At 57.7% G+C, this 13034-nt stretch carries 8 protein-coding genes; 2 read left to right on the top strand and 6 right to left on the bottom strand.

Annotated features, from left to right (window positions below):
- Positions 1 to 2268 precede the first annotated feature (2268 nt).
- From K7W03_RS24535 to K7W03_RS24510, 6 genes are all read right to left on the bottom strand, one after another.
- Positions 2269 to 3504, bottom strand: coding sequence for a replication initiator protein A (locus K7W03_RS24535; RefSeq protein ID WP_226870473.1), 1236 nt, complete (start codon positions 3502 to 3504; stop codon positions 2269 to 2271).
- Between the two features lie 212 nt (positions 3505 to 3716).
- On the bottom strand, positions 3717 to 4751 hold the full coding sequence (locus K7W03_RS24530) for a ParB/RepB/Spo0J family partition protein (RefSeq protein WP_061940018.1): 1035 nt from the start codon (positions 4749 to 4751) through the stop codon (positions 3717 to 3719).
- Complete coding sequence (locus tag K7W03_RS24525) at positions 4748 to 5950, bottom strand: AAA family ATPase (RefSeq protein ID WP_061940020.1); 1203 nt, start codon at positions 5948 to 5950, stop codon at positions 4748 to 4750. The genes K7W03_RS24530 and K7W03_RS24525 overlap by 4 nt, the downstream gene beginning before the upstream one ends.
- A gap of 439 nt (positions 5951 to 6389) precedes the next feature.
- Positions 6390 to 7133 (bottom strand): RES family NAD+ phosphorylase, encoded by a 744-nt coding sequence (locus K7W03_RS24520; protein WP_061940023.1) that lies wholly within the window; start codon positions 7131 to 7133, stop codon positions 6390 to 6392.
- Positions 7126 to 7821, bottom strand: a complete 696-nt coding sequence (locus tag K7W03_RS24515) for a hypothetical protein (RefSeq protein WP_226870471.1) — start codon at positions 7819 to 7821, stop codon at positions 7126 to 7128. The genes K7W03_RS24520 and K7W03_RS24515 overlap by 8 nt, the downstream gene beginning before the upstream one ends.
- A 797-nt stretch (positions 7822 to 8618) precedes the next feature.
- Positions 8619 to 9757, bottom strand: a protein-coding gene (locus tag K7W03_RS24510) for an IS3 family transposase (protein ID WP_099187111.1) whose coding sequence is annotated in 2 segments (ribosomal slippage) — positions 8619 to 9490 and positions 9490 to 9757 — 1140 coding nt in all. Because the reading frame shifts where the segments join, the coding sequence is not laid out codon by codon here.
- A gap of 127 nt (positions 9758 to 9884) precedes the next feature.
- Here K7W03_RS24510 and K7W03_RS24505 point away from each other — a divergent pair.
- Together K7W03_RS24505 and K7W03_RS24500 are read left to right on the top strand one after the other, a co-directional pair.
- Positions 9885 to 10748, top strand: a complete 864-nt coding sequence (locus K7W03_RS24505) for a toprim domain-containing protein (RefSeq protein ID WP_062017059.1) — start codon at positions 9885 to 9887, stop codon at positions 10746 to 10748.
- Between the two features lie 80 nt (positions 10749 to 10828).
- Complete coding sequence (locus tag K7W03_RS24500) at positions 10829 to 13024, top strand: strawberry notch-like NTP hydrolase domain-containing protein (protein ID WP_222887573.1); 2196 nt, start codon at positions 10829 to 10831, stop codon at positions 13022 to 13024.
- Positions 13025 to 13034 lie beyond the last annotated feature (10 nt).

The raw sequence follows: 13034 nt of genomic DNA, 5'->3' as shown, positions 1-13034 counted from the left end.
CCGCCTGCAAAGCATAGGCCGGATCGAACGCTCGTCGAATATCCATAAGATTTTAGAGTGCTACGCCCACCCGCGCACAGGTCTCTCATAAGTTCATCAGATGCAGTTTTCGCTAGGCCGATCAATGTAGCTAGGAAAGTATTCCGTCCCCCGCCTCGGGTGGCTACCAGGTCCGCAGCGGAAAGCAGCTCACTGATGAATTCTTCTGTGCCACGCTGCCTGATTGATGCAAGGCCGTTATAAAGGTGCGGCGTATTGTGGCCATTCATAGCGACCGTCAGATGCCTCAAACGCCAGCATCATTTACGGCGCAGCGACCCTCATCGGGGTAAACCGGAGGATTTTCTTGCGGGGGGAGCTACCTCTAACAGCGGTCTAGTTGGAGGAACATCGAGAAGTTTTATGAAGGTAATCTCATCTAAAAATTCAAACTCAAATCTCAGCGCCGTAGGCGCCATGGTTATGGGATTATGGAGAAGTTAGAGAGTTAAGAGAAGTCGCACCTGATGCGAATCGTGCTGACTCCACGATTCGCAGATTTTGGGGTCGGCGCGATGGCACGATAGATCATCCGTGATGGCACGTTCTCAGCGGCGCGATAGCACGATCGGGCTTCTGTGATAGCACGATTGCCTAAACTGAGAGCGGCGACACTCTGGCTCTGATAGCACGATGGAATGCAGTCGTGGCCTATCTACTTTCGTCGCTAAGCCCCGGCTTCGAATCAGTTTTCTTGCTGTTTCGGCTTTTCCCACCATTGCCGAAAACGAGTTGTGAACGACTCTAACGTGCTATCGGGGATGAGCTTTCCGCCGATCCAAAAATGCCTTGTGGATGTTCATCGTGCTATCAGGCACCGGGCTGTCACATTCGTCAAACATCTTTCTTGCAGGTGGCTTACCGTTGCAGGGTTCAGCCAGTTCGCATTTCTCGATCTCCCTAGGTATTAATGTGCCTAAATGAGGACTTCCCCCTCTCCTGCCGTCAGACCGCGGATCGATCACGCGTAGCGATTGCATAGTCAATCGCGGCGTCAGTCCTGTTAGGGACTTTCGATCCGAGACGTGTATGTGCTGGAGCCTGAGGACGCATCGATTACCATGATGGCAGTGTATTGGGTGGGCCGTGCGGTAAAATGAAGAAGTGCGGTGTGACCGACTTACAGGCCAGTCCTTCCTTGAACGCGCATTGCGAAGTGGGGTTTTGAGTCAAATAAACTTGGGGGAGCCGTAAGCGTTCCCCTGCTATACCAATGCAAAGGGTCGCTGATCTCGCTCAGAATGCTGAAACGTAGAGGCAGGGTTCGGAAGTCGCCATGCGAGCAGCTTCAGCAATGGACAAGATTGTGCATAGCGGCGCTGATAATAGCCGACGTGGAAGCTAATTATTTGTCTGCAGCATCAGCGGAACATCCCGCTTTAATAACCGGCAACTCGCCCTTTGGCAGGGGGCATCCGGATTCGCCTAACAGGCATAAGCGTAGAATTCGTTCGGCTACCGTGACCAAATGGGACGCAGAGATTGCACGCTTAAATGGGCAGGCGGTCGTAAGATCATCGCACCGCGTTACGAGAAATCGGGTGCTCGTACCTGCTTGACTTACTTAAGCCGCTGAGCGCTGGTGGATGCAATCGTTTAGTCGGGAGCGATGCCTCAAATCGACTAACACAAACTTTGAAGCGGACCACGTACCGGGGAGGCATGGGGGGGGGGCGAAGGCTCGTGTTGCCGAAGGCAACATCTTATCTATTTCATTGAAAAAACACGATAATAATGGATTTTGCGCTTTCTTGTTCTTAGAAACCTTGGGGCTGCTGGCTGAGGTCAGATTCATAGCTTCTGTATCCCGTTGTGAACGAAATAATCGTCTATCTGGTGTTTCCAAAGATATTGCGCATCGGCTTCCAACTAGCCGTACTCGAGAGAGCCATTGAATTCTTATTCGATTTTCGAAGAGGATAAGAGCCGGAAAGGGGAGGGGGGCAGATATCAGCCCCGTTGCACTGACGTCGTCCTGACGCATGCTCGCATCGTGCTATCAGACACGGCCTTGAGAGTGGCGTAACGGAGGTCTTGTCAGGGGACATCCTCTACAGTTGGGCGTGGAGCACCAGGGTAAATATGAGGCATTTCCGCTATCCGCGATAGCACGATGAACCGTACATTCTGATCTAATAGGAGTTGCCGAGAGGCATCTTTTCAGCGGGAGGAAGCCGACTTCCAACCGATGGGACGCAAACTAAGTCATCTGCAAACCCTCTAAGCCGGTTAACTGCCGGGCAAGGTGTGCTTGTTCCGCTGGTGATGGCTCTTCATGAAAAAGTAGAAGCGCTTGGAATAATTCGCCGGCAATTCGGTAAGGTTGTTTGCAATGTAATTATCAAACCTCGCCATCAGAACGTCGAGGTCCCAGCCTGGGAAATCCCGGCGAATGGCAGTGTAGGTTTCCTGATCGATTACATCTTGTGCACGGTTACCGCGGCGCCGGGTTGCCGGCTTTGCAGATGAAACGGGGGCAGGGGAGGGCGAAAGGGTTTTTGGCCCTTGTGAAGACACGCGAAAGCCATTTGCCGTGCTGGCAACCAAGGCTGCCATGTCGGCCGGGGAAACAAGATCCTCGGGATCTATTAGCGTTTCCGCAAGGCGTTTAACGCTCCGCGTTCGCGTGGCCGGCACAACCTCTCGTTTTGGTTCTGCTGCGGAAGGGGCGGGTAGAACTTGCTGAGGCTTTGCCTTCCCCTGCCAGTCTTTGCGCATTACCATCCAAAGCTTTGGATGGGCCGACTTCTCGTCCAGCACCTCTAGATGCAATTCGGGCAAGGAATCGGCACGCGCAATGGCCAGCAGCGACGCCTTGAACTTAGCTGACGTTTGCTCGCTACCGCTCTTCTGAAGAAGTGTGTCGAAACCGATAGTAAAGCCTTCCGCACCATTACCGCCGGCGTGCTTGCGTGCAGCGCGATAGAGCCAACGCTCTATCCCTCCCTTAAGATCAAAATACGCGGGATCGACGGTCAAGACGGACTTTTGGTCCAGGACGCCGTCGAAAAACCATTTTGCAAGCGTCACTTCGATGCACAGGACTTTATTGCGTCGCTCGTCGATCAACTGGGTCCAGCTATCGATCCACGAGAAAGTCACTTCCCTGGATTTGCCCTTCGCGCAAATATTCGTCTTTATGGTGGTGGCCTGCAGCCGATCGAGCGCGTCGCGCATCCGCTCATAGGCTCTCCCGGATGTATCACGGCGGATCAGTTTCATAATATCCGCTGGATGAACGCGGATCGTAGGAGACAAGTTGTTCGAGCGCTGCCGCTGCTCGTTCAAATAGGATGCGAAGAAGATCATGATGTCCGCGTCCCATATAGTCGCCATCCCGTAGTGCGGGTTGGCTGAAACGTGGACGCTCACCTGGCCATTAGGACTAAGATATTGGATCGGCTTCACGCGCTTCTTCGCTAGCGAGAAGAAGGGGCGTTGCATCGTCTCCTGATAGTCGCGCAACGATATATCCCCAAAGTCTGGCAGGGGCGTGAACATCTCAAAACTGAGCTGGACCTGCCGGCCAAGACTAGGGGGGGATTCCACCATTTTCTAAAACGCTCGAACGCTAAAAGCTGCAAGATGTTGCCGTCGGCAACATCCATGCGAACATAATGATTTTAAACGGCAAATCGGCCATTTTGTGCATTTGACAAATGGGCGCTGAGCTTGCCTCACGCCTTACCCTTTGCCCAAATCCTGGAGCGCTCAATGGCAGCCCTCAAGCTCTCCATGAGCTCGTCAATGGAACTCTCAGAAGGAACGATCTTGATCATCAACTCGCTGGCGCGATCACGTTCGACCACTCCGAATTCACGGCCCGATTGCGTAAGAAGGCTCTGCTTTTGCCTCCGTGCCCGGGCTTGCTTATTGTTCGCCGCAGACAGCAACCGCGTCACCACTTCATTGGCGGGGATAATCGCTTCGTCGAAACTCTGTTTGAGGCTCTGTTCCTCTGCGATCGAGCGGGCAGCATCTTCCATTCGCTGGCGCTTTTCCTGATCATCAATCAAAGGCAGGAGAGGCTTCGCGAAATGGAGAGTCAGATCGCGCGGTGAGCCAAAGGCAGAGACAATCGTCTGCGGCATCTCGGCAAGAGCAATATAGCGGGAAAGCGTGCCGGGACTCAGCTTCAGTCGCTCGGCCATCCGGCGCTGCACGCCTTCATAATGGGACTTGAGGGCCTCGCGATAATTTGTCGCCCGTTCGTAGTCGGAGATATCTTCCCGTTCACGGTTTTCGATATCCGCGACGCGAAATGCTGCCTCGTCGGTTAGATCCTCGATCGATGCATAGAGGCTGATCTCGGGATGATTATTGGCATTGAGCCAGGCGATCGCCCAATGCCGCCGCGTACCGGTGATCAGTTCATAGCGCTTCTCCCCATTGGGGGTCGGACGGACGATGACAGGAATTCGGTTCCCATTTTCCGCGACGAGCGAGTCAATCAACGTGCGGACTCGATCTTCGCTCAGGGCTGAATAGTCCCGTGCGTTGCCCGGCCAGATCGACACTTCATCAGGCTTGAGCGAAATCGCCGGCTTTTTTAGCATCTTGGCGGCTTCTTCGAAATTATCGAGCCGCCGCGTCGCGAAATTCATTGGTTTGCGGGCGCGGGACTGGGCTGGCCCTTCAGCAGCGGACGTGCTCTCACCTTGCTCTGCAGCCGCATTGGCAATGACTTCGTCGAATAACGCGCGCTTGCTCATGCGGCCTCACCATCCAGCATATTTTGATCGCCAAAACCCGTCAGACTCGTGGAGGGCCATTGTTGCCGGATCACATGAAGGATCTCCGAAAAAACCAGATCGAGGTTGTCTCGGCAACGGGTAAAGGTTTTGTGCGAGGAGATCGGCTTGTCGGACTCATAGACCGACCGGAACTCCTGTACCGAATTCTTGATTTCTTCAGACGCTAGAATGGGATTGGTCAACATGTTCGTGCCGCACATCTGCTGCAAGATACGCAGCATACCGGCCTCCCCATCGGCGGATCGCGAGTAATTTGAGGCAACAACTCGAATAAAGTCGTAATTCACGCCCATGTTATATTCATTGAGAGCTTCCAGCGTGTCGGCAATGTTGGTCATGAAGTGAATTGTCGATAGAAAATCGAGCTGCCGGGCCGGAACCGGGACAACGAGACCGCTCGCAGCGGCCATAACATTCATCCCGAGAAATCCCATTGCTGGAGGTGGATCGAGTAGCATCACATCAAATTCGCGGCGAACTTGACTGATACCGGCCCTGAGCAAACCGAACCTACGCATGATCTCTTCGCGCCCTTCCGCGCCTGCGACCATGTGCCACTCAATTTCACCCAGGCCTAGGCTCGACGGGACGATCTTGGTCGTTGGCCAAGCGGTATCACGGATGGTGCGGCGAAATTCGCTGAGCGGCGCGGAAGGAGCCAAGAAATGCGCAAGCGTCTCGTCGCTATCCCAGAGTTCTTCCTGGTCCACGTCGAACAAGGAACTGGTCGAGGCTTGAGGATCGCAATCTACGACGAGTACCCTTAGCCCCTGAAGCGCAAGATAATCGGCCAGATGCTTGGTGATCGTGCTTTTCCCGACGCCACCCTTGAAATTCTGAACGGCTAAAACGACCGCAGGCTCATGTGCCTGCTTTCCCGGAATGATCCCGAGAGACTGACGGATGAGCGTCAGATCCTCGAGCGTGTAATAGCGCCGACCGTTGGCACCAATCTTGGGGGCCGGCAGCCGACCTTTCGCCTCTGCCTTAGTCAACGCCTCGGGAGTGCGACCGATTAAATCCGCTGCGCGTCCCGGACCAAAGGTCAATTCGAGATTTTTCCGGGCCCGCGGTCGAAAAGCGACCTTCTTCAACTGGGCACTAAGGGCCTCACCGTTTTCGACCATGGCCTTCAGGTTGGAAACGGTATCAATCATAAAGGAGCCCCAGCCGAATCATTCGCGAAGTACGGTTGCCAATAAAATATGAAGCATCGCTATGGTTGTCAATAAATTGCCGGTTTAGGAGATTTTTTCCGAACTAGGTTGCGACGGAAGGTTCGAAAATGCTCTTTTGCCACGAACCACCTGTATCTGCAGCCACCTTTCCTCGTACCCAGAAGGTGCGAAAGGCAATGCCCTGTACTGATTTCCCGCCTCAACATGCACACGGCGCGAAAGGACGGGGACAAATCACCGCATACTCGTCCCTTGGTTGGCCATGTGCCAAGGTGAGGATGCTTTGCGCGAGTTCGGACGAAGCAGCACAATAGCCCCGTCACGCAGCGATACGCTGCGGCTCACCTTCTCAAAGAATCCAGTCCGCATCTGAAAATCGTTTGACCGATGGCACTTGATCGCTCCAACCAGCGGCGGCTTATCTGCCGATAAGCTTCACCCCTATGTCGTCGGCCAATTTGACGAGTCCCGCATAAGTCGCGTCATCTCCGACAAGGTCAACCGATGGCGCGGTAAGGGTCAAAAGACCCGGCGCAAGCCGGTCCCCAAAGAGGATGATCGCCTGAGCAGTGTCGTCCTGGCGAGACACCCAGCATAAGCCTTGCACGTCGGCGCATTGGGCATGAACCGCTTCGGCCCATGCTCGCGTCTGCGGGTAGAGATCCTTTTCCGTGTCAATCAGATCGGCGCGTGGGATACCAAGCTTCCGCAGGGCCTTGTTGGTGAGGTTCGCAAGCGTCAGCTCGGCAGCTGAAATGAGCTGCGAATGATGATGATGCCGGATTTTCCGCTTGGCGACTGTCTTCAGGCCCGCTGCAAAGGGGACATCGTGGAAGACAGTTTCCATCACTGCACACTCGAAGGTCGTGCCGCCATAGACGGTTGGGATAGGATTGCCGGCGGCATCACAGATCGGACTGAACCGCGCATTGCCGTTGAGACCGGGATTAAACTGATCCGCCGTGTACACATCTGGATGGACACGATGAATGATCTCGCCAGATGTCCAGCTTGTCCGCTTCACCAACTTATCGAGGTCCGACGGCGGTGCCTTGATCAACCGCGTCGCACCAATGCCGGCAGCCGCGCGGGTCGCTGTCGGGACATCAGGAGCGGTGGACTTGCTGGACATTGGGGTGGCCGGACGTTTGGCCTTACCCATGCAGCACCCCTGCCATCTCGTCTTCGGCCGCCGCAAGCACGCGGTCAGGCGCGCTCGCCAAAATATCCTTCGGCGCCACGCCACCCAGGAAGCTGTTCGCAGACGCGAACCAGACCGCGATATCCCAATCTTCCAAATCATTGCCGAACAGCTTCAGGATTGGCGCGAGCTGCTTGACAGGGCGATAGCCCGCATCTGCATCGAGGGCGTAACCAGGATAATAGTCGCTGCCATTGCGCCGCAAGGCGAAGATCTTGCCCTCGCGCTTCCACTTGTTGGGCTGCGCGCTGGCATTTTGTCCGCTAAAACCAGCAATCTCTGATAGTTGGGCAGCGCTCAACCATTCTCCGCTTTCCAGAACCGCCTTGCGCGCTTCGGCGTTCATCCTCGCTTCGGTCAGCAGGTGCTCGGGCAACGGAACCTGTGGGACAAGGGCGTCGACCAGCTTTTCGAGCGTCGCATTTTCCTGATCAGCGATCTTGCGTACGATCATCGGTGCAATGAGGCGCACGGCCTCTGCAAATGCCGCAGTAATCCGCTTGCTGCCATGGTCGAGCTTGAGCGCAACGATCTGGTCATCGTCCGCCCCCTTCAGCCGCTCGCGGATTTCATGCACAGAACCGGCCAGCGCCTCAATGCCGAGACTGGCCAGTTCGCTATTGGGGATCGATGCCATCATCTGTTCCATTCGAATATCTCGGTTATCAATATACAGTGATAATCTTAATATTCAATGGTCCATCGTGACCGAGCCGGTTTGCTTTCGTAGGCAGTCGTAGCCGGTACTCGGGAACGCTCATCGCTCACGTGTACGAGACGATGGAAACCGCCGCCGACACACTCACGAATAATGCTTCGACATGGCGCTTGCTGGACCTATGCTCCCCGTCCAACGACTCGTAGGAGAGGGCATAATGAGGACGTCGAACGACGCCGGCTATCCATTCCATCGGTCACAGCCAGAGGCACGAAAGGCCATCGACGCGCTCCTTCGTGGGGATTGCGCAGAAGCTATTTGCATCCAACCCGAACTTGCCCTTCGCCCGCAAATGCGCGCCATGGCCGCGATGCGGCCCCCTTCATTCATGCATTAGAGGATTGCCGCGGTAGCCCGTCCGCGTCCTGCAGGTATCGGCATCGAGGAGATGTTACCGCCGCGTTCGCCGATGGGACCGGCACGCAAAGCAATCCATATTCAGGCTTGCAGCAATAACCCTTAATAAGAGCGTCCGCGGCACGCTCATATTAAGGGTTATTGGTCATTGGCACCGGACCCAGGCACGCGCGAATTGTAGCTGCCATGGCCGTAGCGAGGCCGGAAGAGAGGTGGCCGGGTTGGTCTGAACAGGGATCGGCACTTGATAAGTGGATCGTCTGCCGGTTCTTTGCTCGCACTGCCGATATGGGGCGTCATGTAGGGAGGGCGTAGCCCGACCGGAGTGACGCCCCATATCGGCGGCCAAATTAGCTTCGCTGGCCTTTGGCTCATGCTGCCATCGCCAGCGGCAGGTTGTCAAAATATGCCTGGTCCGGGGTCCGGGCACCAAGGCTCGAATGCGGCCTCCTTGCGTTGTAAAAGTTCAGATAACGACCGATCGATACCCGGGCTTCGCTGACCGCGGCGTAGGCGCGGAGGTAAACCTCCTCGTATTTCACCGAGCGCCACAGGCGCTCGACCACCACATTGTCGCGCCATGCGCCCCGTCCGTCCATGCTGATGGCGATTTCCTCCCGGTGCAGCACGCTGGTGAAGGCGAGCGAAGTGAACTGACTGCCTTGGTCGGTGTTGAAAATCTCCGGTTTTCCGAAGCGCGCGAGCGCTTCCTCCAATGCTTCGACACAGAAGTCGGCCTCCATCGTGATCGACACCCGCCAAGCCAGGACCTTCCGGCTGAACCAATCGACGATGGCCACGAGATAGACGAACCCCCTCGCCATCGGGATGTAGCTGATGTCCGTCGCCCAGACCTGGTTGGGCCGCACAATCGGCAGTTTGCGCAGCAGGTAGGGGTAGATCTTGTGCCCTGGCATCGGCTTCGATGTGTTCGGGCGACGGTAAATCGCCTCGATCGCCATCTTCTTCATCAGCGTGGCGACATGCTGGCGGCCGATCCCGATGCCTTCCTGCCGCAGCAGATCGCGCAGCATCCGACTGCCTGCGAATGGAAATTCGAGGTGCAACTCGTCGATGCGCCGCATGATCGTTAGATCCGCCGCCGAGACCGGCCTGGGCAGGTAATAGACGCTCCCCCGGCTGATCCCCAGTTCCCGCGCCTGCCGGGCCAGCGGCAAACTGTGCGAACGGTCGATCATCGTTTTGCGCTCGGCAACAGACCGGCCTTCCCGAGCGCGCCGGCCAAAAAATCATTCGCCAGCGTCAACTCGCCGATCTTGGCGTGCAGCGTCTTCACGTCGACCGGCGGTTCGCCCGTTTCCGACGCGTTGCCCGAACCAAACACGCCTGCTGCGCCCTCCAGCAACTGGCTACGCCACGTCGTGATCTGGTTCGGATGCACGTCAAATTGCTGCGCCAACTCGGCCAGCGTCTTCTCGCCCTTCACGGCAGCCAATGCCACCTTCGCCTTGAAAGCCGGGCTGTGGTTCCGGCGGGGTCGTTTGCTCATCTCTGCTCCTGTCTCGCGGCCATCCTGGCCGCCGTCAGGCAGAAAATCCACTTAGCTCACTGTCCAGTTTTGCCAGGCCACCTCTGAAGAGAGAAGAGGGGGAGGGGCATGAGCAGGAGAAATGCTTATGTCCCTCATTGCGCACAAACCATCCCAGGAACTCGTCGATCTGGTCCAGGCCCTTGGTGGCAGGTGGCACGGTCCCATTGCCATGTGCCGGTGCCCGGCCCATGCCGACAATGATCCGAGTCTATCCCTTCGGCAGGGCGATCGGGGTATATTGGTCACCTGCTTTGCCGGCTGCACCCGTGAGGACGTTCTTCGAGAATTGACCCGGGTTCGCATCACCCAGCGCGGAACGCCACCTGAAACGACAAGCCGGGCTGGCACCGGCAACGCCGTTCGCGTCTGGAACGAGGCCGTGGACGTTCGTAACACGCTTGGCGAACGCCATCTGGCGCGGCGTCACTTCACCACGATTCCGCCGGATGTCCGCTATCATCCGCGCTGTCCCTATTTGCCCAAACCTCACACCCAGTTCCTACCCGCTTTGCTGGTCGCAGTTCGCGAGCGACGGCAACTGACGGCGATTCAGCGAATATTCCTCGACCCGGAAACGGCTGACTACACACACAAGGCGATGCTGGGAACGCCCCGGCACGGTGCGTGGCAGGGTGGATATCCTCGCCGGATTCTGGGGATTGCCGAAGGCTTCGAAGACGCCCGCGCCTTCACATTGCTGCGCAACATTCCCTGCTGGGCGTCCCTCGGCGCGCGCCGATTTGATCAGCTGATCATCCCTGATCATGTCGAGATCCTGATGCTCGCCCACGATAATGATCCTGAGGGCCTCCGTGCCGCCAACGTGGCCGCTCAGCGCTATGCTCGGCCGCGTCTCGCTATCCACCATGCTCCGCCGTCCGTGAATTTCGGTGATTGGGCCGAGCTTCTCGCCGCCCGCATGGAGCAGGGGGCGAACCTTCCTGGCTGATACGGTCCGGGACAGGAAAGGGGAGGGGGATCGGGAGAAGGTGCAGCTGCCAGGAGGGCAGCCAACCTTCGGAGATCTTCATGACCGACCTGTTCGAGGCAACCGCCCGCGCCGACCGCGAGGCCGCTGACTTGCTTTGTCGCCATCTTGACGGCAATGAACCGATAACACGTCGCCACCTCAATGATGCCATGGTGCAGGCCTTCGGCGGAAGCGATGCCGACGGCCGCTGGACCCAGCGCGACAGCTTCGAGATCCTTGAACATGCGCTGGCGCTGCATCTGGTGCGGCAACCGACGCCGCCATCATCGCTGACCGAGGTGCGAGCCGCCATCACCTTGGTTGACCGCTTGCCCACCCAGACGGTGCGCAGCGAGCAACAGATTGCCTGGCAGCAATTCTCCACCCCCGTCGATATCGCTGCGCTGGCTGTGGTGCTCGCAGATGTGCAGCACGATGACATCATCCTGGAACCCAGCGCGGGCAACGGCCTACTGATCGCCCAGTGCGGTCCACATGAATCGTTGCACCTCAACGAACTGGATCCAGCCCGCCGCGCGCGGCTCGCCTCCGCATTCCCTCATGCCAGCATCACCGGCCATGACGGGGCGACGCTCAATTCCACCCTCGCATCAATCGAGCGGCCGACGCTCGTTCTCATGAATCCGCCTTTCGCGCGCTCGTTTGGACGCGGTGCCGATGACTATGCCGCCGTTCGTCATCTCCAGGCCGCGCTCAGGATGCTTCGCCCAGGTGGAAGACTCGTCACTATCATGCCCGACTGGTTCAGCAACAACGGTCGGATGCGCGACCAGTTCGAAACCACCCTGCGCGATACAAGCGTGCGAACCTCGCTGCGCTTGGAAAAATGCTACACCAAGCATGGCACATCGATCGCCGTCAGGTTGTTCGTGATCGACAAAGTGCCGGGCGGCACAGTTCCATCGACGATCCAGCGGGCCTCCGTTGCGGATTTCCTAGATTGCTGCACGGTTGCTGCGCGCTCGGAGGTTCGGACCGTCACGGCCCCCGCGCCCAAACGTAGCGCGGGCATCTCCCTGTTCCGCGCGGTCAAAAGCACCAAGCCCGCGCCACGACCCTGGCATGCGCCGGTGAAAAATGATGTCCTGCCGGTCGATTACACGCCGCTCGATATCCCGGCGCCGCTGCTCGAACAGACCGGCATCTATCTTCCCTATCGGCCCAGCCGTATAGCTTTCACATCCGCCGGCGAACATCCGACCGCACTGGTGGAGTCGATCGCCATGGGGTCGATCCCGGCGCCCATCCCAAGCTACGTCCCGCATTTGCCCGAACGGACCGTCACGGAACGGCTGCTCTCCGCATCCCAGCTCGAAACCGTCGTCTATGCCGGCCACGCCTGGTCGCAATTCCAGCCGGGACGCTCCAGGCCTGACAAGGAGGGCGTTGGCCTTGTCATAGCCGAAGATGGCGACCGTTATCGCAAGGGCTTTTTCCTGGGCGACGGCACCGGGGCAGGGAAGGGGAGGCAGGTCGCCGCCTGCATCCTCGACAATTGGCTCGCCGGCCGTCGCCGCAACATCTGGGTTACCAAGAATGAGCCGCTGCTCGAAGACGCGCGCCGCGACTGGACTGCGCTCGGTGGCGTCGCAGCCGATATCCAGCCGATCAACAACTGGAAGATCGACGAGCCCATCACGCTCCAGGACGGGGTGTTGTTCGTCACCTATCCGACCCTCCGCTCGATGCGATCCGATCATAGCCGCTTGCGGCAGATCATTGAGTGGGCAGGGGCTGATTTCGAAGGCGTGATAGCCTTCGACGAAGCCCATGAGATGGGCGGCGTGGCAGGCGGGGAAGGGGCTCTTGGCGCCAAGGCTGGATCGCAACAGGGTATCTGCGGCGTCCGGCTCCAGAACCATCTTCCGCTCGCTCGCGTCCTCTATGCGTCGGCCACCGGCGCCTCCGAGGTCAACAATCTTGCTTATGCGGTGCGCCTGGGGCTGTGGGGACCAGAAACGGCCTTCGCCGATCGGGAACGGTTCATCACCGACATCCGTCAGGGCGGCATTGCGGCCATGGAATTGGTGGCGCGTGATTTGAAGGCCATGGGCCTCTACCTTTGCCGGGCGCTGAGCTTCGCCGGCGTTGAATATGATGTGCTCAAGCACAGCCTGACCCCGGCACAGATCGAGATCTACGACATCTATAGTTCGGCGTGGACGCTGTTATGGCGAGCTGCGCATAAGATCGCTTATCGCGAGGAAGCGGTAATGCGGAGGAGCGCGGCGTAGTCCTGCAAAG

Origin of the sequence: Sphingobium sp. PNB, from assembly GCF_019873065.1 — a bacterium.
GTDB lineage: Bacteria > Pseudomonadota > Alphaproteobacteria > Sphingomonadales > Sphingomonadaceae > Sphingobium > Sphingobium fuliginis.
The sequence above is the reverse complement of the archived record's forward strand: the minus strand, read 5'-3'. Positions and strand labels throughout refer to the sequence as shown.

What these genes read in the sequence shown, in the direction of transcription:
- K7W03_RS24530 (WP_061940018.1), bottom strand. Translation starts at nt 4,751, where the DNA reads ATGAGCAAGCGCGCGTTATTCGACGAAGTCATTGCCAATGCGGCTGCA.
- K7W03_RS24525 (WP_061940020.1), bottom strand. Translation starts at nt 5,950, where the DNA reads ATGATTGATACCGTTTCCAACCTGAAGGCCATGGTCGAAAACGGTGAG.
- K7W03_RS24520 (WP_061940023.1), bottom strand. Translation starts at nt 7,133, where the DNA reads ATGGGTAAGGCCAAACGTCCGGCCACCCCAATGTCCAGCAAGTCCACC.
- K7W03_RS24515 (WP_226870471.1), bottom strand. Translation starts at nt 7,821, where the DNA reads ATGGAACAGATGATGGCATCGATCCCCAATAGCGAACTGGCCAGTCTC.
- K7W03_RS24505 (WP_062017059.1), top strand. Translation starts at nt 9,885, where the DNA reads ATGTCCCTCATTGCGCACAAACCATCCCAGGAACTCGTCGATCTGGTC.
- K7W03_RS24500 (WP_222887573.1), top strand. Translation starts at nt 10,829, where the DNA reads ATGACCGACCTGTTCGAGGCAACCGCCCGCGCCGACCGCGAGGCCGCT.